Genomic DNA, 24,804 nt, shown 5'->3' on the forward strand with positions numbered 1-24,804 from the left:
ACAAGGCCCGTGCGATTTGGCCCGCCGCCGCGAAAGTAGCTGCCGGCCGCGAGTCGTGGAAGATGGAGCTCTACCGTTGTGCCTCGGCTACTTCCGAGTAGATCCTCACTGGCGCATGTCAGATCGGATGCCGGTCGCACGACGGGCTGCCCGCACTCGATTATCTTTGCTCTAACGATAAGGGATGGCGGAAATGCTGCACGTAACCGTCGAGATTTGGCCCGGTGGAAGTGAGATCGATGCGTGGACCGTTGCAACCGCCGATATCGCCAACGTGAGTGAGAGCAATTGTGCCAAGCTGAGTCGCTATCACGTCCGTGCGACGGAGGGAGTCAATCCGCTGGCGGGTACCCCCGAGTGGGAGGCAGTAGGACAGATTCTCAACCATGATCGGCGCTCGTCGGTCTGGTCACTAGTTGCAAAGGTTGCTGCCTGGGCGATAGAGCAGCAAAAGACAGGAAGTTAACGGATAGTCCGGCAACGGCTCTTCAAAGGTCCACACGAGGAGCTCTGATGCATGCCTGCCACTTCTAGCCCATCGCGACAAATTGCGCTTCTGCACGAATTTAGTCGCTATAGGGGCAAAGTGGACGTAGCCTTTGTCGCATTACACGGCCTAGCTAGAGAACCTCCATGGTCAGTAAGCAGACGGAGATCGGGGAGCGACGATTTCAAGAACTACATGGTGTCGTCAAACATAAACGCTGGATTACCTTTTAAGCAGGAGCCCGGACTGATGATTTTTGATCTCTTCTATAATCAGTTTTGACAAGCGGTTGGACGAGTTGGGTTATTGCGAGGGGGCGGATCCGGCCCGTTGGCAACTGGTGATGTTTTGTGCCCCTCCCGCCAAAATGATATCAGTCGATCGCGACAGATGGCGTTAGACAGGCTTCGGAGTGATTGCCTCGAAGCACTCGTGGCTCCTTCGTTTTGTGCCCATCCTGCGTGCGCTCCATGGTCACGAGCGAAGTGATCATATCGATCAGACTTGCGGCCCAAGGCTTGTCTGGAGCAAACTGAGCGACGGTTTCCTAAAGCGTAACCGGAGCAAACAACAGTGGAAATCCTGACGCCTTCGCATGCGCGGCGTGTTACGCGCGATGAACTCTACCAGATGGTCTGGGAAAAGCCGATGATTCGGCTTGCTAAGGAATTCGGTATTACCGGGAATGGTCTTGCCAAGATCTGTCACAGGCTGGACGTGCCCTATCCTCCTCGAGGTTACTGGGCAAAGAAGGAAGCTGGAAAACCAGTAGTCACGCTGAAGCTGCCTCCTCGGCGAGATGGGATCCCAAACGCGGAAGATATTTTCCCTACACCCCCGAAAACCGTGCCTCTCGCGGCAGCCGAACGGGCAGCGGCAACTGCGGCCAATCTTGCTCGTGATGTCGCGTTATCCGACAGCAACGATAATCTTCATCCCCGTATAAAGGCTTGGATCGCGGGCCATAAAAAACGACAAAAAGAGCGCGAGCAGGAAAATAGGGGTCGTCGTCGAGACATCGGTTGGGCACCACCCTTAATTCCCGATTTGACTGAACGCGACCTCTATCGTTTCAGGGCCACCAGCGCGATCTTCCACGCCGTCGAAAAGGCCGGCGGTAAAATCGAGAAAGAGTCGGCTTCAGGCAAGGTCACGTTCTTGATAAACGGACACCAGGTCGAGTGCTCGATTGTTGAAAAGATGGTGCAATCCCTCAAGCAATGGGAGGAACAGCGCAAATGGACCGCGTTCACCGAATATTGCAAGTCAGGATTGGATTCTTCGGGTTTCTTGCGACTTAGCGTCACGACCTATTTGCAAGGTCGACGGCCCGAGTGGGTAGAAACTCAAAAGATCAAAGTCGGCCAGCTCATACCAATTTTTGTCGGCGCCGTAGTAGCGGCCGGACCAATCCTAGAGGAAATGAAGCGCGAGCGGGAAGAACAGCAGAAGCGATACCGTGACGAGGAAGCGCGCCGCTATGAAGCCCGGCGATTGCGGGAGATCGATGAAAAGCGCTGGAACAAGTTTCGCGAGTACGCCGTCAATTGGGATGAGCAGCAGACATTGCTGACCTTTCTCGCGGAGATAGAGGCTCGACTTGAAAATGAAGCCGAGGCCACGGTCTCCGACCGTACATTGGCGGAATGGGTGGAGTGGGCAAAGGCGAAGGCGGAAGCTCTCAATCCTTTCAGCGCCGGGGCTGTAAGCATCTTTCAAACCATCGCGAAGGTGACACAGTGGTCTTGAGTATCCGCGGGCGTTGAACAACTCAGTTCTCAGTGAGAGTTGCGTCAGACGGGCTTTGACTGATCACCTCGAAGTAGGCCCTGCCCGCTTCGGAGTTCGGGGGTGCCACGACTTGTTGTTCGAATACGAGGGGATCGTTGTAGGCCGGAAAGACAGCTCGAACGGCAGCGTCCCTAAATCCTACCGCGAAATAGCGCCGAGATTGATCAGGATGGGCAGCAACTTGCTGCATGTGGGCGATCACGTCGGCAACGCTGCTGTCATTGAGTTCGAGCAATTGCTCTATGTTGCGCTTCATCTTGGGCAGATCACCTTGGGGAGCAACGAGTAACGTTTCGACGAGCACCTTCAGCCGGGCGGCTATCTGAGCACGCACCTTATAAGTCTCATCAGAAGCTGGCTTCTGTAACTCTACCACCAGGTCCCTGATATCTTCCCGGCTGGAATAGAAGCGTGAATCTCGCGCGTTAAACTCCAGCTGGTCAGCCTCTTTGGCCGTTAGCCGCTCTGTTAAGTCCGCCTGCCGATCTGTCAGCTCCTTCAGTTTGCCGGCAACGAACTCGGTCGATCCGCCAGTGCTCAACAGTTCGTAGGTCTTTTCCATCAGTTGTTTCACTGACGACAGTTCGCCCGAAATTGCGGCTCGTTCACTCTCAAGGCGCTTTCGCTTTTCTGCATCTTCGTTCGAGTTTACGATGCTATCGAGATCGAGCTCCTCAACGAATGCCAAGAAAGAGGTCTCGAAATCGCGATAGCGCCACCGTGTCGCTTCACAGCCGAGGCCGCGCTGTGCGTCACCGCAAATGAGATAACTACCGCCTCGACTACCCGAGCCCTTGTTTTCGAATGCTATTGTCGATTTGCAATACGCGCACCGGGCCAAGCCGGTGAACAGGTTGGTGTAACCTGGTCCTTTTCGACCAGATCCCGCCCCGCCTGCCTTGCGTTGAGATCGCCCGTGCTTCGCTTGGAAAAATAACTCCTCGGAAACGATCGCCGGAAAATAGTCGACGATCGGGTCTCCCTCGGCGACGCGGCTTCCGTCTAGCTTCACATGAGGCTGAAATTCACCCAGTACGGCGCGGTTGGCGAGCGTCTTGGCAATATAGGATCTATGCCATCCATTTTTTCCAATGAACGCCGGTACACCGGCTTTGTTGAGTCGCGTTGCAATGGAATACATGCCTAGGCCCGCCGCTGAATCGGCGAATATCTGCCGGACGATCTCTGCGCGATCGGGAATTAGCTCGTAAGTTCGTCGATCGGCCGCCAAACGCATCCATGCGGGGCAGCGAGCGGTCATCGGCTGACCTTGCGAAGCCCTCACACGTTTTTGCTTCCACGCAGCTCCTACTCGCAGGCCCTTTGTCTTGGATTCTTCGTGGGCGCGCTCCATGATTACAAGCGAGGTTATCATGTCGACGAGGTTGGTCGTCTTCGCGCTGTAAACGCGCCGATCCGTCAGGGTCACAAGGTTGATCCCAGACTGGACGATGCTGAGGAACAGCGTGTGGGCCGGGAGGATTTCCTCCCGGCTAAGCCGATCAAGTGACTCGACGATCAGGTAGGAGCCCTTGGCGACGGAGCCGGCTTTCACCGCACTCAAGAACCGGCCCAGGGCGCCATCTTTGGCGTTTGCTCCTTTATACGCCGAGATACCGATATCCTCGAGCTGGTCGTCGCTTGCGAGGTCCAACTCGAAATCGTCGGCATATTTTTGGGACGATTCCAGCTGGCGTCGCCGGCTATCCCCCTTAAGTTGGAGGTCGGTCGACATTCGGAGGTAAGAGTAGGCCTTGGGTTTCATGCCTTGGGGGAGCTACTCCAGAACCGGTTAATTGTACACATTATTTTGATGTCATGTCCAATTAACCGGGGTTAATTGGGCACGACATCCTGATGATCGGCTCGCCCGGCGCCGGCAAGTCGATGCTGGCGGCGCGGCTGCCCTCGATCCTGCCGCCGCTGTCGCCGTCGGAATTATTGGAAGTCTCGATGATCGCTTCCGTCGCCGGCGAGATCCGCGATGGCGCGTTGACGGCGCGGCGGCCGTTCCGCGCGCCCCATCATTCCGCCAGCATGGCGGCGCTCACCGGCGGCGGCATGCGCGCCAAGCCCGGTGAAATCTCGCTGGCGCATCAGGGCGTGCTGTTCCTCGACGAACTGCCGGAGTTCGACCCGCGCGTTTTGGACTCGCTGCGCCAGCCGCTGGAGAACGGCGAGGTCGCGGTGAGCAGAGCCAATCACCGCGTCACCTATCCGGCGCGCTTCATGCTGGTCGCGGCGATGAACCCGTGCCGCTGCGGCCACGCCTACGAGCCCGGTTATTCCTGCAAGCGCGGGCGCGTCGACCGCTGCACCGCGGACTATCAGATGCGCATCTCGGGTCCGCTGATGGATCGCATCGATCTGCGCATTGAAGTGCCGGCGGTGACCGCCGCCGACCTGATCCTGCCGCCGCCTTCCGAAGGCTCGGCCGAAGTCGCCGCACGTGTCGCCGCCGCGCGCAACATCCAGCTTAAGCGTTACGCGGCGGCCGGCATGCCGCATGTACGCACCAATGCCGAAGCGCCGGCCTCGCTGCTGGAGACCATCGCGCAGCCGGATCCGCAGGGCCAGAAGCTGCTGCGCGACGCGGCTGAGACCATGAAGCTGACCGCGCGCGGCTATCACCGCGTGCTGCGCGTCGCGCGCACGCTTGCCGACCTCGACGGCGCCGAAAAAATCGGCCGGCTGCATCTGGCGGAAGCGCTGTCGTATCGCGCGCTGGCCGAGGATCTGCGCCGGGCGGCGTAGAGGAAGACGTGTCAAAACAAGCGACGCTTGCCGGGACGGACAAATCACCCACCTGCGACAAATTAGCCCGTCGGGCAAAATATCGCTTAACCCGTCGGGCAAATCAGTGGTTCAACTCCGCCCGTCTACCGCGACAAGAGGGGCGATCGCGATCGTCACGACCGCGCGGTGGGATGCGATGGACGCAAAGGCTGCGACTGACGAGCGCGGCAAAAGCGTACGGCGAAATCGTTTGGGTCCGACGCCCCGGTGCTGGCGTCAAGTCGGCGAGGAGCTAACGCTTCTTGCAGATGATGGTGGCAAGAAAGCCGGTCACCAGGACGATCCCGTATAAGCCGTAAAGCCATTGCGCAGGGAAGGCCGGATGCCTCCGCCAAACCTGTATGCTCGTGTGCGCATTTCTTGATGCACATTGCACGCGAGACCGCGGGTGCGGCGCGCACCCGGTCTTCCCTGCGCCCTCTGTATTTTGGAGGGCCAACGAGATGGAAAACTTCGGGCGCGTCGCGCCGCGAGAATGCAGAATCGTATTCATTTTCGTAGCCCGAATGAGCGAAGCGACATCCGGGACAACTCCAACACCGCCCCGGATATCGCTTCGCTCATCCGGGCTACAAGCGACAACAATGACCACCTCCGCATCGCTTGAGAGCGCCCCCGCCATAAACCCGGTAGTAACGACTTTCGTTTACGCTTCACCAACCATAAGCCGCGCTCCGCGGGCTTGTGCCTGGCGAGTAGCGTGTCATGTTGCGTTTCAATGTTCTGGCCTCGGTCGTGCCGTTGGCGGTTGCCGCCGTGTTTGCGCGCGGCGAGTTCTCTTCGGGGTCCCGCCCCTGCATCGAAGTGGCCGGCACGACGGTCCAGATCGCCGCGCTGTCGTGGCAGGCGCAGCGCCATGTCAGCTTCACCAGCGATCCCTCCCGCGCGAGCGTGCGGGTGCAGATCTCCGACAGCGCCGAAGCGGCCGACTTCACCGTGATCGACGACATCGACAATGCCGAGGCGGGCGCCTGCGCGGCCAACCCGGCGGCCGAACTGGTGGCGATCTCGACCAGGCCGCAACCGTCGGAACCGGTGATCTATCTTTCCGCCGACGGTCCGGCCGATTACCGGATCTTCGTGCAATCGAAGAGCTTTTCGGTGCGCGATGCCGCCGCTTTGATCGTCGGCGCCCGTGGCAGCCACCATCGGCTCCAAGCGGCGTCGCTCTGAATCCGGGACATGATCCGAACCATGCCCGGTTAACCTTTCGTCAACCATGTTCTCATCGCGGGCCGCAACCGCGCGCGGTCTCAAACACTTCGCAAGTGTCGGCGACGCATCGTCTCGGTCAAGCGCGTCGCGCAGTTGAATCGTCCCGGTTCGGGCACAGAATTCAGGATCATTGATGATGGGGCGGACGTTCCGGATCAAACTGCATCTTCGCCGCTTCGCCCGCCGTCATCCCTGGCTTGTCCTCGCCGTCCGCTCCTTCATGGTCTTCTCCGCCACCTTCGGCGGCGCCTACGGATTCATCGCCGGCGCCCGGTCGGAGAATTCGGGCTATGACCCGAACACGTTTGCGATCGGCATCGCCTTCCTGTTCGCGCTGGCCTGCGTCGGGCTCGCCACCATGAGCTTCCGCTTCCGCATGCTGCGCAAGAAGATGCGCAAGATCGCCATGCACAATGAAGCGATGGCGGACCGGAACTGGGAGTTGCAGGAGGCCGAGCAGCGCACCCGCCGCCTGTTCGAATCGCAGGGCGACCTGATCGTGCTGCGCGACGCCAATGACCGCATCACCTTCGCCAACGACGCCTATTGCGAACTGGCGCAGATGGATCGCGACGCCCTGATCGGCAGTACCGCCAGGCTCAGCGTGCTCGAACAAGGCGACACCGCGCTCGAACCGAACGGCACCCGCATCCACGACCAGAAGATCGCAGGTCCGCTCGGGCCGCGCTGGATCGCCTGGCGCGAAGGGCTGGTCCGCAACGATGCCGGCGAACCTGCGGAGCTGCAATGCGTCGGCCGCGACGTCACCGACCGCACCGAAAGCGAACGTGCGCTGACCGAAGCCCGCGACCAGGCCGATGCGGCGAGCCGCGCCAAGTCGCGCTTCCTCGCGATGGCGAGCCACGAGATCCGCACGCCGCTGAACGGCATCATCGGCATGAGCGGGCTGTTGATGGATACGCCGCTGACGCCGGAACAGGCGACCTACGTCAAGGCGGTCAAGAGCTCGGGCGACGCGCTGCTGTCGCTGATCGAAGAACTGCTGGACTACTCCAAGATCGAGGCCGGCAAGATCGATCTCGAACATCGCGCCTTCGCGCTGTCGGGCATGATCGAGGACATCACCGAATTGCTGGCGCCGCGCGCGCAGGCCCGCAAGATCGAGATCGCGGCCTATGTCGACGAACGGCTGCCGATGGAAGTGGTCGGCGACGCGGCGCGGCTGCGGCAGGTGCTGCTCAACCTCGCCGGCAATGCGATCAAGTTCACGTCGAGCGGCGGCGTCGCGCTGATCGTCGAGCCCGGCATCTGGCCGAACGAAATCAGTTTCCTGGTGCGTGATACCGGCATCGGCATCGCGCCCGAGGCGCAGCAGCGGATTTTCCGCGAGTTCGAGCAGGCCGACGACCGCATCGCCCGCAGCTATGGTGGCACCGGTCTCGGTCTCAGCATCAGCGACCGCATCGTCAAGCGGATGGGCGGCCGTATCACGCTGGAGAGCAAAGCGGGGACCGGTTCGACCTTCGAGGTGTCGATCCCGCTCGCAACCGCCGACGGCGTCGCGAAGACCTTTGCGGCGCCGGATCTCTCCGGCCAGTCGATCATGCTGGTTTCGCAGCACGGCATCGAGGCCTCGCTGACCGCGCGGCGGCTGCAGCGCTGGGGCGCCCAGACCTGCATGGTGTCGGACTCCGACGTCGCGCAGGCGCTGTTGCCGGAGCGGTCGTGGCACGCGATCCTGATCGACCATGCGCTCGGAACCGCCGATATCGAAGCCTTGGCCGAGGCCGCGCGCCTCCATGCCACCCAGCGAATCGTGATGTTCACGCCGGCGACGCGGCAGGAGCTGCAGCCCTCCGCCAACTCCGCCTGCACCGGCTACCTGGTCAAGCCGCTGCGCGCGGCCTCGCTCGCCGCCCGCCTGACCGCAGCACCCGATGTCATGGCGCCGGGTATTGCCGGCGATGCGCCGATCGAGATACCGGCCGCGCCGTCGCGCACGGGCCTGTCGATCCTGGTCGCCGAGGACAATGAGATCAACGCGCTCTTGATGCGCTCGCTGCTCGGCCGGCTCGGGCATCACGCGGTCATCACCACCAACGGCGAAGAGGCGCTGGAATCCTGGCTATCGGCGAAATCCGCCGGCAGCCCGTATGACCTGGTGCTGATGGACATCCAGATGCCGCAGCTCAACGGCATCGACGCCACCCAACGGATCCGTCAGCTGGAAGCCGGCCAGTCCGGACGCCGGACGCCGATCCTCGCGCTCACCGCCAATACGCTGGTGGAGGATCGCTACGCCTGCTTCGAGGCCGGCATGGACGGATTCCTGATCAAGCCGCTCGATCGCGACAAGCTTGCCGAGGCGCTGGCGGGGCTGGCGGCGTCACGGCACATCGCCGCGTGAGGCGACTATAAAAGCGTGAGGCGACTATAAAAACTACAGCCGCCGCAGCGCGACGGTTTCGACCAGATGATCGGCGCGCTTCTTCAGGATCAGCGTCGCACGCGGCCGGGTCGGCAGGATATTGTCCTCGAGATTGGCGAGGTTGGTACGTTCCCAGATCGCGATGGCGGTCGCGGTCGCCTCCTCGTCCGAGAGCAGCGCGTAGCGATTGAAATACGACCGCGGATCGTGGAACGCGGTATCGCGCAGCGCGAGGAAGCGCCGGATATACCAGTTGCGCAGCACCGGCTCCTCGGCGTCGATATAGACCGAGAAGTCGAAGAAGTCGGAGACGACAGGCACCGCCTTGCCGTCGCGCGGCAGCCGGCCGGTCTGCAGCACATTGACGCCCTCGACGATCAGGATGTCCGGCCGGTCGATCTCCAGCCACTCGTTCGGAATGATGTCGTAGCTCAGATGCGAATAGACCGGCGCCCGCACCGTCCGCCGCCCGGCCTTGATGTCGGAGAGGAACGACAGCAGCGTCGGCAGATCGTAACTCTCGGGAAAGCCCTTTTTCTGCATCAGGCCCTGCCGCTCGAGCACGACATTGGGAAACAGAAAACCGTCGGTAGTGACGAGTTCGACCTTGGGCCGCGGCGACCAGCGCGCCAGCAGCGCCTGCAGCACGCGCGCGGTGGTCGACTTGCCGACCGCCACCGAACCGGCGACGCCGATGATATAGGGCACCTTGCGATCGCGGATGCCGAGGAACTGGCGCTGCGCCTGGTACAGCCGCAGCGTCGAATCGACATAGATCGACAGCAGCCGCGACAGCGGAAGATAGATGTCCTCGACCTCGCGCAGATCGAGCCGGTCGTGCATCGAGCGCAGCCGCTCGAACTCGCCGGGCTCCAGCGTCATCGGCGTGTCGTCGCGCAGCCGCGCCCACTGTTCGCGCGAGAACAGCCGGTAAGGATTGTACTCTTGGTCGGGGGCGCGAATATCCATGGTGAATCTCTTGAATTAGTCGCGCTTGCGCGAAGCTTTCTCTTCGAGTCCAGACATATTCTGACGCTGGCCCAGCGTGGCTTCGACCTCTTCGAGCGTCACGCCACGCGACTTCAACAGCACCAGCAGGTGAAACAGCAGATCGGCACTTTCGGCGATCAGGTGATCGCGATCGTTCTCGACGGCCGCGATCACGGTCTCGACCGCTTCCTCGCCCAGCTTCTTGGCGCAGTGCTCCGCGCCCTTGTCGAGCAGCTTGCGGGTGTAGGACGCCTCTCCGCCCGATGCAGCCCTTGCATCGATGGTGGCGGCCAGATCGTGGACCGTGAAACGCGACATCAACAAAACTCAACTCACGCGCCCGGCAACAGGCCGATGGCGCCATCCCCGGAAGGACTTAGCACTTTTGTGACAGCGAGTCGTCAGGGATCGAGCCGCATCGGCAACCCGGCCCGCACCATGTGCTCCTTGGCTTCGCGTATGGTAAATTCGCCGAAATGGAATATCGAGGCCGCCAGCACCGCGGTGGCGTGGCCCTGGCGGATGCCGTCGACGAGGTGGTCGAGATTGCCGACGCCGCCGGACGCGATTACCGGTACAGGAACACTGTCGGCAATCGCCTGCGTCAGCGGCAGGTCAAACCCCTGCCGCGTGCCGTCGCGGTCCATCGAGGTCAGCAGGATTTCGCCGGCGCCGAGCGAAACCACCTCCTGGGCGTATTCGATGGCGTCGATCCCGGTGGAATTGCGCCCGCCATGGGTGAAAATCTCCCAGCGGTCGGAGCCGCCGGCGCGCTTGACCCGCTTGGCGTCGATCGCGACCACGATGCACTGCTCGCCGAACTTTTCCGCGCCCTGCCTGACGAATTCGCGGTTGCTGACGGCGGCCGAGTTGATCGAGACCTTGTCGGCGCCGGAGCGCAGCAGGACCTTGATATCGTCGACGGTGCGCACCCCGCCGCCGACCGTCAGCGGCATGAAGCACGCCTCCGCGGTACGCCGCACCACGTCGAGCATGGTGCCGCGATTTTCATGAGTGGCAGTAATGTCGAGGAAACAAAGCTCGTCGGCGCCGGCCGCGTCATAGGCAATCGCCGCCTCGACGGGATCGCCGGCGTCGCGCAGATCGACGAAGTTGACGCCCTTGACCACGCGCCCATCTTTCACATCGAGACAGGGGATCACGCGAACCTTGAACATGGCGAAAAACTCCTACGCCGCGGCGCGCGCGTTGCGGATCAGCGTCAGCGCCGCCGTCGGATCGAGCCGGCCGTCATAGAGCGCGCGACCGGCGATGGCGCCGGCGAGCTTTGCGGCGCGCGGCTGCAGCAGCGCTTTGACGTCCTCGATCGAGGCAAAACCACCGGACGCGATGACGGGAATCGAGATCGCCTCGGCCAGCGCGATGGTCGCATCGAGGTTGAGGCCCTTGAGCAGGCCGTCGCGCGCGATGTCGGTGAAGATGATCGCGGCAACGCCGGCATCCTCGAAACGTTGCGCGATTTCGAGCGCGGTCACCTGCGAGGTCTCCGCCCAGCCTTCGACCGCGACCTTGCCGTCACGCGCATCGAGCCCGACCGCGACGCGGCCGGGAAATTTTCGCGCGGCACTCTTCACCAGCTCCGGATCGCGTACCGCCGCGGTGCCGATGATGACCCGCGCGATACCCTTGTCGAGCCAGGCTTCCACCGTCTTGAGATCACGGATGCCGCCGCCGAGCTGCACCGGCATAGTGACCGCCTTCAGCATCGCCTCGACAGCCAGCGCGTTCATCGGCTTGCCGGCAAAGGCGCCGTCGAGATCGACGACGTGCAGATACTCGAACCCTTGCGCGGCAAAGGAACGCGCCTGCGCGGCAGGATCGAGGTTGAACACGGTCGCGCGCGACATGTCGCCCTGTTCGAGGCGCACGCACTGGCCATTTTTCAGGTCGACGGCGGGAAAGAGAATCACGGCTTCCACTTCAAAAAGTTCGAGATCAGCGCCAGTCCGAAGCGCTGGCTCTTCTCGGGATGGAACTGGGTACCGATCGCGGTGTCCTTGCCCACCATCGCCGTGACCGGCCCGCCGTAATCGGCGCGCGCCAGCACGTCGGCCTCGTTGGCCGCATTGAGGTGATAGGAGTGCACGAAATAGGCGTGACGGCCCTTCGGCCCGAGCGGCAGCCGCTCCAGCACCGGATGCTCCCGGACCATGTCGAGCGTGTTCCAGCCCATGTGCGGAATCTTCAGGTTCTCCTCGCGCGGCGAGATCTTCTCGACGTCGCCGGAAATCCAGTTGAAGCCGTCGGTGGTGACATGCTCCTTGCCGCGCGTCGCCATCAACTGCATGCCGACGCAGATGCCGAAGAATGGCCGCGCCTTGACGCGCACCGCTTCGGTCATCGCTTCCAGCATGCCGTCGACGGCGTCGAGGCCGCGTCGGCAGTCGGCGAAGGCGCCGACGCCGGGCAGCACGATACGATCGGCGCGAAACACGACTTCAGGGTCGCGCGTCACCACGATCTTCTGCGGATCCTGCATGGTCCGCGAGGCGCGCTCGAATGCTTTCGCGGCCGAGTGCAGGTTGCCGGAACCGTAATCGACGATAGCGACGCTCATCGCGACCCTCCCGGCTCTGGAAACAATCCGATGATCCCGCCCTGCGGCAACGGTGGTGGCTTCGAGAACGGCTGCCCCGGAATATTGCGCGTCGGCGGCGGCCCGCCGCGATCGACCGACCATTGGTCGTTGGTGAGGCCGCGTTGCCTGGCGGTCCAGCGATCGAAGAAACGGCGCTCGGCCGATTCCGCGTCGTCGGCCACCACGATATCGAGCTGACGCCAGTTGCGACGCGACAGCGTCCAGCGCTGCAGCGTCGCCGCTTCCAGTCCCATCAGGAAGGCGAGCAGGAGATCGACGAACAGGATCGCGCCACGACCGGCGCCGAGCGCCGTCATTCCAACGTCGATCGCAAGCGTCAGCGCGATCCAGCCGATCAGCGCCAGCCACAGCCGGTTCCAGACCAGCCAGATCACGCTCGCGACCGCGGCCCAGAAATGAAAGCCGTCACGCACGAAGACGAATTTGTCGGTCGCCGCGAGATCGGCACCGTTGGCCACGGGGGCATGCACTGTGTAGACCGGCATCGAAACTCTCCGCCGTGAAGAACGAGGTCAGCCGCCGAGCTGACCCTTGGTGGAAGGCACTTCGCCCGCGGCGCGCGGATCGATCGCAACCGCCGCACGCAGCGCCCTGGCCAGACCCTTGAAGCAGGATTCGGCGATATGATGGCTGTTCTCGCCATATAGGGTCTCGACGTGCAAAGTCACGCCCGCGTTGATGGTGAAGGCGTTGAACCATTCGCGCACCAGCTCGGTGTCGAACTCGCCGACCTTGTCGCGCGGAAAATCGACCTTGAACACCAGCACCGGGCGGCCCGAAATATCGATCACGACGCGGCTCAGCGTCTCGTCCATCGGCATATGGATCGAGGCATAGCGGGTGATGCCGGCCATGGTACCGAGCGCCTGTTTCACGGCCTGCCCGAGCGCGATCCCGACGTCCTCGGTGGTGTGGTGGTGGTCGACATGGAGATCGCCATCGGCCTTGACCGTGATGTCGATGCGCGAATGCCGGGCCAGCAGGTCGAGCATGTGGTCGAAGAAGCCAATACCGGTCGAAACCTTGGACACGCCCGTGCCATCGAGGTTTACCGCCACCTCGATGTCGGTTTCCTTGGTCTTGCGCTTGATGGACGCTGTGCGCATGGAAAGTGCTTCCCTTGGGCCGATCTAGGCTGGTCTTGACTGACTTTGGCTATTCTCAACTATTCCTGGGCCGAAAACGCGGCCCTTTTAACAGGCCGGTGTGGCCTTCGCTACTGCGGGATGACGCCTAAATGACCGACTTCCGCCTATGGTGACCGGATTCATTGGACGGGAAAGCCGCGATTGTAACCCTCGGCGCAAACCCCTAAATCTGGCCGGACAAGAGGGTAATTTATGCAAGCATCCCAGAATGAGCCGGCGGTCTGGCACGGCACCACGATTTTGACGGTCCGCAAGGGCGGCAAGGTCGTGATCGGCGGCGACGGCCAGGTCTCGATCGGCCAGACCGTGATCAAATCCAACGCCAAAAAGGTCCGCAAACTCGGCAAGGGCGACGTCATCGGCGGCTTTGCCGGGGCGACCGCCGACGCTTTCACCCTGTTCGAGCGGCTGGAGAGCAAGCTCGAGCAATATCCGGGGCAATTGACCCGGGCGGCGGTCGAGCTCGCCAAGGACTGGCGGACCGACCGCTATCTGCGCCGGCTGGAAGCGATGATGATCGTGGCCGACAAGGACGTGTCGCTGGTCCTGACCGGCACCGGCGACGTGCTCGAGCCGGAAGCCGGGGTGATGGCGATCGGCTCCGGCGGCAATTACGCCCTGGCCGCCGCCCGCGCACTGGTCGACAGCGACAAGGACGCCGAGACCATCGTGCGCCGTGCGCTCGATATCGCCGCCGACATCTGTGTCTACACCAATCGAAACGTGACCATCGAAACGCTGTAGCAAGCGCGGGGGCCTCTGATGGTCAGCAACCCATGACCGCCGGCAACACGACCGGGAAACCTCCCGTCGCCGGCCATATTTCGCCATGGCACTGGCTGGCGGTTGCGGCTGTCATCCTCGCGGCTCAGGCCTCGATCCTCTACGCGATGGGACGGCTGCCGATCTGCGCCTGCGGGTATGTCAAGCTGTGGCACGGCGTGGTGCAGAGTTCGGAGAATTCGCAGCACCTCACCGACTGGTACACGCTGTCGCATATCCTGCACGGCTTTCTGTTCTACGGCGCGGCCTTCCTCGCCTTCCCGCGCCTCGCCTGGCAGGGCCGCTTGATCCTCGCGATGCTGGTGGAGGGCGGCTGGGAACTGGTCGAGAATTCCAACTGGATTATCGAACGCTATCGCGCCGGGACCATTTCGCTGGATTATTTCGGCGACTCCATTGTCAACTCGGTCTCCGATAATCTGGCGATGATCGGCGGTTTCCTGCTCGCGCGGAGGCTTCCCGTAGCATTCACCGTGGCGCTGGCGCTGCTGTTCGAGCTCGTGCTGGCGCTCCATATTCGCGACAATCTGACGCTGAACATTATCATGCTGATCCACCCTTTCGAGGCCATCAAACAGTGGCAGGCCGGACCGCCGATCATTTGATGCCACGAAATGTGACTTGTTCTCACGACATTCGAGCCCTAGCTAGGAAATATGACCGAATTTTCCCCCCGCGAAATCGTCTCCGAACTTGACCGCTATATCGTCGGCCAGTCCGACGCCAAACGCGCGGTATCGATCGCGCTGCGCAACCGCTGGCGGCGGTTGCAGCTGACCGGCAGCCTGCGCGAAGAAGTGCTGCCGAAAAACATCCTGATGATCGGGCCGACCGGCGTCGGCAAAACCGAAATCGCGCGGCGGCTGGCGAAACTCGCCGGCGCGCCATTCATCAAGGTCGAAGCCACCAAATTCACCGAGGTCGGCTATGTCGGCCGCGACGTCGAGCAGATCATCCGCGATCTGGTCGAAGTCGCGATCTCGCAGGTGCGCGAACGCAAGCGCAAGGACGTCCAGGCCCGCGCACAACAGGCGGCCGAGGAGCGCGTCCTCGATGCGCTGGTAGGTCCCGGTTCCAGCCCGGCAACGCGGGATTCATTTCGCAAGAAACTGCGCGCCGGCGAGCTCAACGACAAGGAAATCGAGATCGAGACGCAATCTTCCGGCAGCGGCATGCCGATGTTCGAAATCCCGGGCATGCCGGGCGCGCAGATGGGCGCGATCTCGCTCGGCGATATCTTCGGCAAGATGGGCGGACGCAGCAAGACCCGCCGCCTCACGGTCGAGAACTCGCACGAAATTCTCATCAACGAGGAATCCGACAAGCTCCTGGACAGCGAACAACTGGTGCAGGAAGCGATCAACGCGGTCGAGAACAACGGCATCGTGTTTCTCGACGAGATCGACAAGATCTGCGTGCGCGACGGCCGCACCGGCGGTGACGTCTCGCGTGAGGGCGTGCAGCGCGACCTGTTGCCGCTGATCGAAGGCACCACCGTCTCGACCAAGCACGGTTCAGTGAAGACCGATCATATCCTGTTCATCGCGTCCGGCGCGTTCCACATCGCCAAACCCTCGGACCTGTTGCCCGAGCTGCAGGGACGGCTGCCGATCCGCGTCGAGCTTTCGGCGCTGAGCCGCGACGACATGCGCCGCATCCTGACCGAGCCGGAAGCCTCGCTGATCAAGCAATATGTCGCGCTGCTGAAGACCGAGGGTGTGACGCTCGACATCACCGACAGCGCGATCGACGCGCTGGCCGACGTCGCGGTCGCCGTCAATTCGACCGTGGAAAATATCGGGGCGCGGCGGCTGCAGACGGTGATGGAGCGCGTGCTCGACGAAATCTCGTTTGCCGCGCCAGATCGCGGCGGCGAGACCATCAAGGTCGACGCCGACTATGTGCAGAAGCACGTCGGCGACCTCGCCAAGAACGCCGATCTGAGCCGGTTTATTTTGTAGCGAAGCCCTGCTGCGGTAACCATCTGTCGTCGTCCCCGCCCAGTGCGCGATAATCAGCAACAGTGGCTATGCGTCCCGGCTCAAGGCCGGGACGACGCCTGGAATAATTGCGCCTCACACGTTCGCCGTGTGATAGTTGCCCGATAACTTCTATTTCGGGTGCCAAATGAACTTCCGTGTCTGGGAAAATCCCTGGCGCTTGATGCTGGCCGTCAATGCCGCCGTGCTGATCGGGGTTTTCTGGCACAAGATCACGCTGCCGCCTTTCGTCCCCTACATCCATCTTTTGGTCGAGTATCACTTCGGCTTCACCAAGCGCGCGCTGATCGGCGCGATTGTGAGCGTGTTCGCAGCGAAGGTGCCGGTGTGGCTGGTATTCGCGCTCGGCGGCGCGGTGTGGCTGCTCACGACGGGCCTGTTCATCCAGCTGTTCCGCAGGACGTTCGGCCTTGATGCGAAGCACTGGCCGCTTTTCGTTTTCATCGCCGGCTCGCCGTTCTTCCTGAAGAATTTTATGCACACGCTCGGCCATTTCGACATTTATGGCTGCCTGTTCGCGATATGCCTGCTGCTGATTCCGGCGCGCTCGCTGGCCTATGTACTGCTCGCGGCGCTGTTCTCGGCCATTCTTATTTTGATCCATCACATCCATCTCCTGATGTATGTGCCGACCATCGCCGCCATCGTGGCGCTGCGTTATTACCTTGTGCAGGGCGCAAGCCGGCAAAACGTAGCCGTCGGCATCGCCCTGCTCGCGACCGTCGGCGTGCTGTTCGTTGCCGCGCAATTCACCGGCACGATGGCGGTGCCGGAGCCGGAATTTACGGCCTATCTGCGGAGCCGGATGGCCGACCCGTCGCGGACCGACCTGCTCAGCTTTGCCTATATCTGGTACCAGCCGCTGGCGAAGGAAGTTTCGGACACCTGGCAACGGCTGCCACACAATCTCCTCGGCATTCCCGTGTTTGCGCTGCTGATCTGGCTACACACGCCGCTGTGGCGCTATTTTCGCGGACTGATCGTAGCCCTCCGCGTCGACGCCCACCGCCGCATCGTCACCTCGGCGATCGCTGCGATCAGCCTCGGCTATCTCGTGATGTTCGCGATGGTGTTCGATTATTCCCGGTGGATTTCGAACTGGGCGGTATGCCTGTTCCTGATCCTGCACGCGGTGAAGATGTTGCCGGCTTCACAGGAGGTGCCGCTGATTTCAACGGACGATCGAACGACGACGGTCTTTGGCTGGATCGTAACGCTGATCCCGCGCGTCGGGATCGTGCGGCCGTTCTGATTGGCTACGACCGCGACCGCCTTACCCGGACATACAGCGCGCCCTCGCCGCCATGGCCGATATGGGCTTCCTCGAAGCCGACCACCAGCGAACGGAATTCCGGCAGGCCGAGCCATTGCGGTACCTGGCGGCGCAACACGCCGCGCTCGGATTCGGACCCCATCTTGCCCTTGCCGGTGATGACCAGCACGAAGGTCAGCCCGTCATGATGCGCGCGCTGCAGAAACCCGAACAGCGCGCGGTGCGCGCGGGTCTGGGTCATGCCATGGAGGTCGAGCCTGGCATCGATCTCCTTGCGGCCGCGGGACAGGTGCGACCGCTCGCGGCGGCCGATCGGCGCCAGCGGCGGCGGTTCCGGTCTTGATGGGGAAATGATCGGCGGTGCCGGCGGCTTTGGCGAGGCAACCGGTTTGGGCGTGACCTTGACCTCGGTTTCCGGCGAAGCGACCGGCGGCTTCGGAGCACGGTGTCGCTTGCGCAGCGGCTTGACCTGCTTGGCCACGCTTTCCCACAGCGAGCGCTCCTCCTCGCTGAGGCCGCGCTTGCGTCGCGGCGGCAACGGCAGGTCCGGGATCAAGCTCGAAGACCGGCGTTTCATCGGCGGTATCGGCGGTGACGACGGCGGGACTTTTCGGGAGCCGGCGCAGTACTCGGGCGCGCTTCCGGCAGCGGCACCGGTTTTGCGACCGTGGCTTTTGCGACCGGGGCCTGGGCGGTTGGAGTGGCCGGCTTTTGCGTCGAGCCTGCCGCCGATGGCGTCACCGCCGGAGCTACAATTTTTTTCTGGTCCTTCAGCGGATCGGTTTGCGGAAACAGCTTTGCGATCTTTTCCGACGGTCGCGCGTCCGGCACCGGCAGCAGGCGGCCGCGCGCCGAAGGATCGAGGCTCTTCGGGACCAGCATGACGAAACGCATATTATTCTTGAGGCGGCCGGCGATCTTTCCGGCATCAACGCCGGCGCCGAAATAGAGATCGGCGCGCGCGGGGCCGACGATGGCCGAGCCGGTGTCCTGTGCGATCATCAGCCGGTGAAACGGCGTCTTCGACTGTTCGGATTCGATCGGCAGTTGGCCTTCAATGAAGAACGGCGTGCCATAGACGTGCAGCGACTTGTCGACCGCGATCGAGCGGCCCGGCGTCAGCGGCACGCCCTGGGCGCCGACGGCCTCGTCCTTGTCTGACAATTGCACCTCGCGGAAGAAGATGTAGGACCGGTTCTGCCGCCGCAGTTCGTCGGCGCCTTCAGGGTTCTGCTCCATCCACTCCCGGATCTTCTGCATCGACATCTGATCCTTGGGGATGATGCCGCGGTCAATCAGGATGCGGCCGACCGGCGTATAGGGATAGCCGTTATGCGCATCGTAATTGATGCGGATGGTCGAACCGTCGTCGAGGTTTACACGGGCGGAGCCCTGGATCTGCGAGAACAGCAAATCGGTCTGGTTCCTCAGCCAGCAGATTTCGAGACCGCGTCCCTCGATCGCGCCATCCTCGATCTCGGCACGATCGTAATAGGGCACCAGCTTGCGGCGACCGATCTTGCGGAACACCTGTCCCTTGTTGGGCAATCCGGCCGAATTCTGGTTGGTGCCCCGGACGAACAGGTTGGAGGGACGGCGATAGACCGGCACATTGTAGACTTCGTTCTGGGTCTTCGAGCCGTCGATCACGGGCTCGTAGTAGCCGGTAACAAAGCCCTCGCCTTCGCCGAGCCGCGAGATCCGCAGCGGCAGAAAGTTTTGCTCGAAGAAGGTTTTTGCCGCGGCGCTGTCGGTAAGATCGAGGCCCTTTGCGGTGCGGCAGGGATCGCGCAGCGACGTGCCCAGCGCTTTCGAATCAGACGGTGCGCCGGTCTGTGCCGCGATCGGCTTGCAGCTGGCGCGAAAGGCTTTGTAGGCGGCGAGATGGTCGTCCTCGCTCCAGCCTGCGATATCGGACCAGGCCAGCGGGGAATATTGGCCGCCATTGATCTGGAACGGCAAGTCGAGCTGCGGGTATGGCAGTTGACGGGGGGCCGGCGCTGGCGGATGCGATCGGGAATGCGCGCGCAAATGGCGGGCGGCAAACGCATCCGAGGCAGCAATCGACAACGCCAAAGCAATCACGCCAATCGCAAGCCCTGCAAGGCTGTGCGCTTTAGCCCGCGCTTCCCGTGCCAACCAGCTTCCAGTTCGGATCGCGAGAAGTGGTATCGCGGGCGAATGTCCAGACATCGGTGATATCGGCGACCTTATCCGGGTTGCCATCGACAATGGTGCCGGCCTTGTCGCGGGTAACCGAGATCATCTGCGACACGAAGCGAACCGTCAGTTGCGCCGCCCGGTCGCGGGCTTCGGCGCCCACGAGTTCGGCCTTGTCGATCGAAACGAACCGGGTTTCGGTTTTCTGCTCGTGCTTCTCGCGATCCTTGATCACGGCATCGAAGCTCTCAAAGACCTCCGACGACAACAGGTCCTTCAACGCGCGGCGATCGCCGTTGGCAAAGGCCAGCACGATCATTTCATAGGCGCTGCGCGCGCCGGAAATGAAATGCTTGGGATCGAACGAGGAGTCCTGGGCGACAATGCCATCGAGGCCCTGCGCCAGCGGCGTGCCCGGCTCGGCAATGCCTTTCCAGCGGTCGGTCGGCGGCACGACATCCGCGGTCGGCGCCAATGGCGCCTGATCGATCACCGCGCCCGGCATCGGAACGACGTTGTTGTCCTGGCTACGCTGCACCACGTTGGGAGCGGCGCGATCATAGGGGGGCCGTTCGCTCCCGGTGCGCTGTCCGAGCACGCTGCGCAGGCGCAGGAAAATAAAGACCGCCAACGCCAGGAAGATGATGGTGTAAATATCGAACACGTCTTATTCGCTTTCTGGTTCTAACGCCGGTAACGGGCCCGGCGGTCGAGTGTTCCGTAGAGCCCGGTTCGGATTCAATCAAAACCCGGCTCTGGTCTTCAGTCTTGACGCGCTTTCTTGACGTGAACCGGTGACCACCTCACTCGAAAACGCTCTAGGGGGCCCTCTTACACGTCTTCCTTAAGAGTTTACCTCGGGGAACGGCAGAGATTACATCTTCAATTGAGTCTGCAGCATGTAGGCATGAAACTTTGCCCAGCCAATGGCGCGTTTTGGCGCGGGTGAAGTGTAGCGCGTTTTGACCGCGAGGGGAAACCCGATACGTGCCTGGAAATCACGTATATTCAACTATTTAGGTGCTGCTGGAGCGGTCGGCCGAGCGGGATTAGCCATATCCGCCACAAATTACCGCCGGCCCGCTTCGCCGCCGGCCCGTCGTCCTTGTGGAATGAGGCGGGGCTATGATAGCCACTCGCCCGGCAAAGGCATTCCCGCCCTTCGAGCGAATTCAGACGAAAATCCGGTCTCCGCTCGCCAGCGCTTCAGGAGAGAGTTTCATGACCAACGGTAACGGCGCGCCTCCCGAGCAGGCCCCTCCCCAGCTCAACGTGCTGGCGCAGTATACCAAGGACCTGTCGTTCGAAAATCCGAACGCCCCCGCCTCGCTGGCGCCGCAGCAGCAGCAGCCGGCGATCAACATCCAGATCAATGTCGGCGCCAACAACCTCGCCGAAAACGAGTTCGAAGTAACGCTTTCGATCGAGGGCAAGGCCGAAAACGGCGGCAAGGTGATGTTCAGTTTCGAGCTCGCCTATGCCGGCGTGTTCCGGATCGTCAATGTCCCGAAGGAAAACCTGCATCCGCTGGTCATGATCGAATGCCCGCGGCTGCTGTTCCCGTTCGCGCGCGAAATCATCGCCACCGCGGTGCGCGACGGCGGCTTCCCCCCGCTGATGCTGGATCCCGTCGATTTCGTCGGTCTGTACCGCCAGAATATCGAGCGACAGGCCGCCGAGCAGGCCGCTTCCGGCGCCAAGCCGAGCTGAAGAAGCGGCGGCAGCGGTTAGCCGCAGACATAGCGTTTTCGAGCGAAGCATGCCCTCGGACTTGATCCGGGGGTGGTCGCCGGTTCGCGCAAAGAAAACGCGTCAAAATAAAAGTGTAGAGCCCGGTTCTGATGCAATCAGAACCGATATGGCTCTAACCTGCGAGAAACTCGTTCCAGATCGGCTTGTCGCCCAACGTGGCCACGAAGGCGCGATGCGCCTCGCGGTCGGCGTCGGTGATGCGCGGCGCCAGGGCAACCTCGCGCTGCCGTCGCGGGGTTTCGCCAATGCCGTTGGTCTGGCTCGCCCGGGTTTCCGACGCCAGAATCAACTGCGACTGCCGCGCCCCGATCAGGTCGATATAGACTTCCGCCAGCAGTTCGGCGTCGAGCAGCGCGCCGTGCTTGGTGCGGCGGGAATTGTCGATCGCATAGCGCGAGCAGAGATCATCCAGCCGGTTCGACACGCCCGGATGCTTTCGGCGCGCCAGCAGCAGCGTGTCGACCAGCCGGTCGCGCGGGATCGGCTGCCGCTTGATGCGGTCGAGTTCGGCATTGATGAAGCTGATGTCGAACGACGCGTTGTGGATCACCAGTGGCGCGTCCGCGATAAATTCCACGAACTCCTCGACCACTTCGGTAAACAGCGGCTTGCTGGACAGGAACTCGGCGGACAGGCCATGCACGGCGAACGCTTCCGCCGGCATGTCGCGCTCGGGATTGATGTAGCGGTGGAAGGTTTGCCCCGTCGGCATGCGGTTGTAGATCTCGATGCAGCCGATTTCGACCAGCCGGTCGCCGCGCAGCGGATCGAGCCCTGTGGTTTCGGTATCGAGAACGATTTCGCGCATGGATTCCTTGGGCCTATAGCGTTTTCAAGCGAAGTGGAAACCGGTTCGCGTGAAGAAAACGCGTCAAATAAAAAACTGGAGCCGTCGGCGAATCAGGTCCGCCGCTGCGGCATCTTAACGACCTCGGCCAGAATGTCGCGGATCCGCGCCCGCACCGGGTCCAGTCCGTGCGAGGTATCCACCACGAAATCCGCGCGCTTGCGTTTTTCGGCGTCGGGCAACTGCCGCGCCAGAATGGCGTCGAGCGCCTCATTCGTCATGGTGCCGCGCGCGAGAATCCGCTCACGCTGGCTTTCCGGGCTGGTCGTGACCACAACCACGGCATCGACACGCTTCTCGCCGCCGGTCTCGAACAATAACGGAATATCCATCACCACGACGGGAACGCCTGACTGTTCGGCGGCTTCCAAGAATTTCTGGCGGGAGGCGCCGAGCATCGGGTGAACGATCTGCTCGAGCTGCTTGATCGCGGCCGGATTGTGCACCACCTTGGCGGAAAGTTTGGCGCGATCGACCTTGCCGTCGACGGTGGTGCCGGGAAACGCGGCTTCGATCGCCGGCGCCGCCTCGCCTTCATAGATTTTGTGAACCGCCGCATCCGCGTCGTAGACCGGGACGCCCGCTTCCACAAACAGCTTCGCGGTGGTGGATTTTCCCATTCCGATCGAGCCGGTCAGTCCAAGGATCAGCATCAAGGTCGCCGTTTTCCTAAAGGAGATTTTCAGATACCGAGCAGCCGCTCGCGGCGCAGAAACTTAAGCAGGGGCAGCAGCGGCAGGCCGAGGATGGTGAAATGGTCGCCCTCGATACGCTCGAACAGATGCACGCCAAAACCTTCCAGTTGATAGGCGCCGACGCTGGTGGTCACCGCATCGCCGGCCGCATCGAGATAGGCTGATATCTCGTTTTCGCTCAACTGCCGCATGGTCATTCTGGCGATGCTGACATCGGCGAACACTATCTTGCCGTCGCGGGCGACCGCAACGGCGGAATGCAGCGCGTGGCTGTTGCCAGCCAGCAGGCGCAACTGCTCGGCAGCCTGCGCCCTGCCCGACGGCTTGCTGAACTGCCGTTCGCCCAGCGCCAGCGTCTGGTCCGCGCCGATCACGTAGCGGCCGGGATTTCTCGACGACACGAACAGCGCCTTCTCGCGCGCCAGAAGGCCGGCAATCTCGCCGGGCGACGTCAGGCCGGAATTCTTTTGCACCGCGCGTTCGTCGATATCGGCAGCAACGGCTTCGAAGCTGATCCCGGCGTTGCCGAGCAGCATCTGCCGCGCGCGGCTTTGCGAGGCCAGTATCAGGGGATCGTTTCCACGCCAGATGGTCATCGCGACGTCACTATTCCGGAAGCCGCTGGCGCTGGCGGTCGGTAAACAGCTTCATGACAGCAGCAGCCGTTTCCTCGATCGATCGTCGCGTCACATCGAGCTGCGCCCAGCCAAATCTGGCGCTGAGCTTTCGTGCATAGGCCACTTCATCGGCGACGGACTGGCGATCGATGTAATCGTCGTTGCCGGATTCGGCGCCCATGCTCAAGAGCCGGTTCTGCCGGACCTGGATCAGCCGTTCCGGCGTCGCATGGAGGCTGACGACCAGCGGCTTTTTCAACGTCTCCAGTTGATGCGGCGGCGGAATGCCCGGCACCAGCGGCACGTTCGCGGTGCGAATCCCGCGATTGGCGAGATAGATCGAGGTTGGCGTCTTCGAGGTGCGGGACACGCCGACCAGAACCACGTCGGCATCTTCGAGGCCTTCGACGTGCTGCCCGTCATCATGGATCATCGTGTAGTTCAAGGCGTCGATGCGCTTGAAATATTCCGCGTTCAGGACGTGCTGGGCGCCGACGCGCCCGGTGGTGGCGGCGCCGAGATAGGCTTCGAACAATTGCATCACGGGGCCGATGATCGACAGGCTCGGGACGTTGATATCCCTGCATTTGGATTCGAGGCGACTGACCAGATCTTTTTCCAAGAGCGTGAAGAGCACGATGCCCGGCGCCTCCTCGATCTCGTCGAGTACGCGATCGAGCTGCTTCTGGCTGCGCACCAAGGGATAGACATGTTCAACCGCCGACACGTTGGCGTATTGCGCAGCCACCGCGCGCGCCACCGTGATCAGCGTCTCACCGGTCGAATCGGAGACCAGATGAAGATGAAAATAGTTGCCGGTCGTGGGCACCAAAACCCCTGTGTAATCTGTGAATCCCTGTGGAGCTTAGCCGAGATAATCGGCCCCGGATCGCCAGGTCAGGGATAACCCGGACTTTTCTTCACAGGGCCGTCCGCGAGGACAACTCAAATCGCAGGTCCCGACGGTAGTGGGAAGATGTGGATTTGTCTCTTCATAACCTGACCACAGAGCGGTGCAAGCGCTTGAAGCCCGTAGCATTATTCGCAACAGCGTATTCACGGACGGAATGGGTGATGAATGTGAACAAGTCCAGCAGAAATATGGGACAGATTTGTGTGAGTCCAATTCACCGCTACTTAGACTCAAACCTAAGATTCTAGAATTATTAGTTTAGAGAAGCGGTGCTTTGAGGATATGTCTCGCTCCCACGCTGGCGAAGGCTCTCTGCGACACCAGCGTG

At 62.1% G+C, this 24,804-nt stretch carries 24 protein-coding genes and 1 pseudogene; 10 read left to right on the top strand and 15 right to left on the bottom strand.

All coding sequences use genetic code 11. From position 1 onward, the window contains the following. Positions 1-184: 184 nt before the first annotated feature. Both FFI89_RS01065 and FFI89_RS01070 read left to right on the top strand, forming a co-directional pair. On the top strand, positions 185-466 hold the full coding sequence (locus FFI89_RS01065) for a hypothetical protein (RefSeq protein ID WP_246669347.1): 282 nt from the start codon (positions 185-187) through the stop codon (positions 464-466). Positions 467-1,060: 594 nt separating this feature from the next. Next, positions 1,061-2,236, top strand: a complete 1,176-nt coding sequence (locus tag FFI89_RS01070; protein ID WP_246669348.1) for a hypothetical protein — start codon at positions 1,061-1,063, stop codon at positions 2,234-2,236. A gap of 22 nt (positions 2,237-2,258) precedes the next feature. On the opposite strand, the gene FFI89_RS01075 is transcribed toward FFI89_RS01070, so the two are convergent. After that, positions 2,259-4,043 carry a recombinase family protein gene (locus FFI89_RS01075; RefSeq protein ID WP_138832104.1) on the bottom strand — a complete coding sequence of 595 codons (1,785 nt, stop codon included), beginning with the start codon at positions 4,041-4,043 and terminating at the stop codon, positions 2,259-2,261. Positions 4,044-4,120: 77 nt separating this feature from the next. On the opposite strand from FFI89_RS01075, the pseudogene FFI89_RS01080 reads away from it, so the two are divergent. The 3 genes and pseudogenes from FFI89_RS01080 to FFI89_RS01090 form a co-directional block, all read left to right on the top strand. After that, positions 4,121-5,032, top strand: a pseudogene (locus FFI89_RS01080) (YifB family Mg chelatase-like AAA ATPase); the annotation flags it as partial. Positions 5,033-5,779: 747 nt separating this feature from the next. Beyond that, positions 5,780-6,247 carry a hypothetical protein gene (locus FFI89_RS01085; RefSeq protein WP_138832108.1) on the top strand — a complete coding sequence of 156 codons (468 nt, stop codon included), beginning with the start codon at positions 5,780-5,782 and terminating at the stop codon, positions 6,245-6,247. Positions 6,248-6,425: 178 nt separating this feature from the next. Next, the gene (locus FFI89_RS01090) at positions 6,426-8,657 is read left to right on the top strand and encodes a response regulator (RefSeq protein WP_138835997.1); all 2,232 of its coding nucleotides are present in this window, start codon (positions 6,426-6,428) and stop codon (positions 8,655-8,657) included. A 33-nt stretch (positions 8,658-8,690) separates the two neighbouring features. On the opposite strand, the gene coaA is transcribed toward FFI89_RS01090, so the two are convergent. The 7 genes from coaA to hisB form a co-directional block, all read right to left on the bottom strand. Beyond that, positions 8,691-9,647 carry a type I pantothenate kinase gene (coaA, locus tag FFI89_RS01095; RefSeq protein WP_138832110.1) on the bottom strand — a complete coding sequence of 319 codons (957 nt, stop codon included), beginning with the start codon at positions 9,645-9,647 and terminating at the stop codon, positions 8,691-8,693. Between the two features lie 15 nt (positions 9,648-9,662). Beyond that, positions 9,663-9,986 carry a phosphoribosyl-ATP diphosphatase gene (locus tag FFI89_RS01100; protein ID WP_092513116.1) on the bottom strand — a complete coding sequence of 108 codons (324 nt, stop codon included), beginning with the start codon at positions 9,984-9,986 and terminating at the stop codon, positions 9,663-9,665. Positions 9,987-10,069: 83 nt separating this feature from the next. Continuing rightward, on the bottom strand, positions 10,070-10,846 hold the full coding sequence (gene hisF, locus FFI89_RS01105) for an imidazole glycerol phosphate synthase subunit HisF (RefSeq protein ID WP_138832111.1): 777 nt from the start codon (positions 10,844-10,846) through the stop codon (positions 10,070-10,072). A 12-nt stretch (positions 10,847-10,858) separates the two neighbouring features. After that, complete coding sequence (gene hisA, locus FFI89_RS01110; protein WP_210249061.1) at positions 10,859-11,608, bottom strand: 1-(5-phosphoribosyl)-5-[(5-phosphoribosylamino)methylideneamino]imidazole-4-carboxamide isomerase; 750 nt, start codon at positions 11,606-11,608, stop codon at positions 10,859-10,861. Further along, entirely contained in the window at positions 11,596-12,246 is a 651-nt protein-coding gene (hisH, locus tag FFI89_RS01115) for an imidazole glycerol phosphate synthase subunit HisH (RefSeq protein WP_138832115.1), read from the bottom strand. The genes hisA and hisH overlap by 13 nt, the downstream gene beginning before the upstream one ends. After that, a complete protein-coding gene (locus tag FFI89_RS01120; protein ID WP_138832117.1) occupies positions 12,243-12,773 on the bottom strand; it encodes a DUF2628 domain-containing protein in 531 nt (176 codons plus the stop codon). The genes hisH and FFI89_RS01120 overlap by 4 nt, the downstream gene beginning before the upstream one ends. 27 nt (positions 12,774-12,800) lie before the next feature. Next, a complete protein-coding gene (gene hisB, locus FFI89_RS01125; protein ID WP_138832119.1) occupies positions 12,801-13,394 on the bottom strand; it encodes an imidazoleglycerol-phosphate dehydratase HisB in 594 nt (197 codons plus the stop codon). Between the two features lie 234 nt (positions 13,395-13,628). Between hisB and hslV the strand changes: the two genes are divergently transcribed. The 4 genes from hslV (at position 13,629) to FFI89_RS01145 (ending at position 17,471) form a co-directional block, all read left to right on the top strand. Then, positions 13,629-14,180, top strand: a complete 552-nt coding sequence (gene hslV / locus FFI89_RS01130) for an ATP-dependent protease subunit HslV (RefSeq protein WP_074821122.1) — start codon at positions 13,629-13,631, stop codon at positions 14,178-14,180. 32 nt (positions 14,181-14,212) lie between these two features. Further along, the gene (locus FFI89_RS01135) at positions 14,213-14,824 is read left to right on the top strand and encodes a DUF2585 domain-containing protein (protein WP_138832121.1); all 612 of its coding nucleotides are present in this window, start codon (positions 14,213-14,215) and stop codon (positions 14,822-14,824) included. Between the two features lie 51 nt (positions 14,825-14,875). Next, complete coding sequence (hslU, locus tag FFI89_RS01140; protein ID WP_138832123.1) at positions 14,876-16,180, top strand: ATP-dependent protease ATPase subunit HslU; 1,305 nt, start codon at positions 14,876-14,878, stop codon at positions 16,178-16,180. Positions 16,181-16,346: 166 nt separating this feature from the next. Then, a complete protein-coding gene (locus FFI89_RS01145) occupies positions 16,347-17,471 on the top strand; it encodes a hypothetical protein (protein WP_138832125.1) in 1,125 nt (374 codons plus the stop codon). 4 nt (positions 17,472-17,475) lie between these two features. Here FFI89_RS01145 and FFI89_RS01150 read toward each other — a convergent pair whose 3' ends face one another. From FFI89_RS01150 to FFI89_RS01160, 3 genes are read right to left on the bottom strand one after another with little or no spacing between them, the layout of a single operon-like run. Next, entirely contained in the window at positions 17,476-18,069 is a 594-nt protein-coding gene (locus FFI89_RS01150; protein WP_138832127.1) for a Smr/MutS family protein, read from the bottom strand. After that, positions 18,066-19,631, bottom strand: coding sequence for an MltA domain-containing protein (locus FFI89_RS01155; RefSeq protein ID WP_371722368.1), 1,566 nt, complete (start codon positions 19,629-19,631; stop codon positions 18,066-18,068). The genes FFI89_RS01150 and FFI89_RS01155 overlap by 4 nt, the downstream gene beginning before the upstream one ends. Next, on the bottom strand, positions 19,609-20,316 hold the full coding sequence (locus FFI89_RS01160; RefSeq protein WP_138832131.1) for a Tim44/TimA family putative adaptor protein: 708 nt from the start codon (positions 20,314-20,316) through the stop codon (positions 19,609-19,611). The genes FFI89_RS01155 and FFI89_RS01160 overlap by 23 nt, the downstream gene beginning before the upstream one ends. A gap of 557 nt (positions 20,317-20,873) precedes the next feature. On the opposite strand from FFI89_RS01160, the gene secB reads away from it, so the two are divergent. Next, positions 20,874-21,362, top strand: a complete 489-nt coding sequence (gene secB, locus FFI89_RS01165; protein WP_138832133.1) for a protein-export chaperone SecB — start codon at positions 20,874-20,876, stop codon at positions 21,360-21,362. A 154-nt stretch (positions 21,363-21,516) separates the two neighbouring features. Here the strand turns inward: secB and dnaQ are convergent, their stop codons facing one another. The 4 genes from dnaQ to FFI89_RS01185 form a co-directional block, all read right to left on the bottom strand. After that, positions 21,517-22,212, bottom strand: a complete 696-nt coding sequence (dnaQ, locus tag FFI89_RS01170) for a DNA polymerase III subunit epsilon (RefSeq protein WP_138832135.1) — start codon at positions 22,210-22,212, stop codon at positions 21,517-21,519. A 92-nt stretch (positions 22,213-22,304) separates the two neighbouring features. Beyond that, on the bottom strand, positions 22,305-22,904 hold the full coding sequence (gene coaE, locus FFI89_RS01175) for a dephospho-CoA kinase (RefSeq protein WP_138832137.1): 600 nt from the start codon (positions 22,902-22,904) through the stop codon (positions 22,305-22,307). A gap of 29 nt (positions 22,905-22,933) precedes the next feature. Continuing rightward, positions 22,934-23,542: a Maf family nucleotide pyrophosphatase gene (locus FFI89_RS01180; protein WP_138832139.1), complete on the bottom strand. Its 609-nt coding sequence runs from the start codon at positions 23,540-23,542 to the stop codon at positions 22,934-22,936. 10 nt (positions 23,543-23,552) lie between these two features. Next, positions 23,553-24,392 (bottom strand): pyruvate, water dikinase regulatory protein, encoded by an 840-nt coding sequence (locus tag FFI89_RS01185; RefSeq protein WP_138832141.1) that lies wholly within the window; start codon positions 24,390-24,392, stop codon positions 23,553-23,555. Between the last annotated feature and the right edge of the window lie 412 nt (positions 24,393-24,804).

The sequence above is a fragment of the Bradyrhizobium sp. KBS0727 genome (genome assembly GCF_005937885.2).
Taxonomy (GTDB): domain Bacteria; phylum Pseudomonadota; class Alphaproteobacteria; order Rhizobiales; family Xanthobacteraceae; genus Bradyrhizobium.

What these genes read in the sequence shown, in the direction of transcription:
- FFI89_RS01065 (WP_246669347.1), top strand. Translation starts at nt 185, where the DNA reads ATGGCGGAAATGCTGCACGTAACCGTCGAGATTTGGCCCGGTGGAAGT.
- FFI89_RS01075 (WP_138832104.1), bottom strand. Translation starts at nt 4,043, where the DNA reads ATGAAACCCAAGGCCTACTCTTACCTCCGAATGTCGACCGACCTCCAA.
- FFI89_RS01085 (WP_138832108.1), top strand. Translation starts at nt 5,780, where the DNA reads ATGTTGCGTTTCAATGTTCTGGCCTCGGTCGTGCCGTTGGCGGTTGCC.
- FFI89_RS01090 (WP_138835997.1), top strand. Translation starts at nt 6,426, where the DNA reads ATGGGGCGGACGTTCCGGATCAAACTGCATCTTCGCCGCTTCGCCCGC.
- coaA (WP_138832110.1), bottom strand. Translation starts at nt 9,647, where the DNA reads ATGGATATTCGCGCCCCCGACCAAGAGTACAATCCTTACCGGCTGTTC.
- FFI89_RS01100 (WP_092513116.1), bottom strand. Translation starts at nt 9,986, where the DNA reads ATGTCGCGTTTCACGGTCCACGATCTGGCCGCCACCATCGATGCAAGG.
- hisF (WP_138832111.1), bottom strand. Translation starts at nt 10,846, where the DNA reads ATGTTCAAGGTTCGCGTGATCCCCTGTCTCGATGTGAAAGATGGGCGC.
- hisH (WP_138832115.1), bottom strand. Translation starts at nt 12,246, where the DNA reads ATGAGCGTCGCTATCGTCGATTACGGTTCCGGCAACCTGCACTCGGCC.
- FFI89_RS01120 (WP_138832117.1), bottom strand. Translation starts at nt 12,773, where the DNA reads ATGCCGGTCTACACAGTGCATGCCCCCGTGGCCAACGGTGCCGATCTC.
- hisB (WP_138832119.1), bottom strand. Translation starts at nt 13,394, where the DNA reads ATGCGCACAGCGTCCATCAAGCGCAAGACCAAGGAAACCGACATCGAG.
- hslV (WP_074821122.1), top strand. Translation starts at nt 13,629, where the DNA reads ATGCAAGCATCCCAGAATGAGCCGGCGGTCTGGCACGGCACCACGATT.
- FFI89_RS01135 (WP_138832121.1), top strand. Translation starts at nt 14,213, where the DNA reads ATGACCGCCGGCAACACGACCGGGAAACCTCCCGTCGCCGGCCATATT.
- hslU (WP_138832123.1), top strand. Translation starts at nt 14,876, where the DNA reads ATGACCGAATTTTCCCCCCGCGAAATCGTCTCCGAACTTGACCGCTAT.
- FFI89_RS01145 (WP_138832125.1), top strand. Translation starts at nt 16,347, where the DNA reads ATGAACTTCCGTGTCTGGGAAAATCCCTGGCGCTTGATGCTGGCCGTC.
- FFI89_RS01150 (WP_138832127.1), bottom strand. Translation starts at nt 18,069, where the DNA reads ATGAAACGCCGGTCTTCGAGCTTGATCCCGGACCTGCCGTTGCCGCCG.
- secB (WP_138832133.1), top strand. Translation starts at nt 20,874, where the DNA reads ATGACCAACGGTAACGGCGCGCCTCCCGAGCAGGCCCCTCCCCAGCTC.
- dnaQ (WP_138832135.1), bottom strand. Translation starts at nt 22,212, where the DNA reads ATGCGCGAAATCGTTCTCGATACCGAAACCACAGGGCTCGATCCGCTG.
- coaE (WP_138832137.1), bottom strand. Translation starts at nt 22,904, where the DNA reads ATGCTGATCCTTGGACTGACCGGCTCGATCGGAATGGGAAAATCCACC.
- FFI89_RS01180 (WP_138832139.1), bottom strand. Translation starts at nt 23,542, where the DNA reads ATGACCATCTGGCGTGGAAACGATCCCCTGATACTGGCCTCGCAAAGC.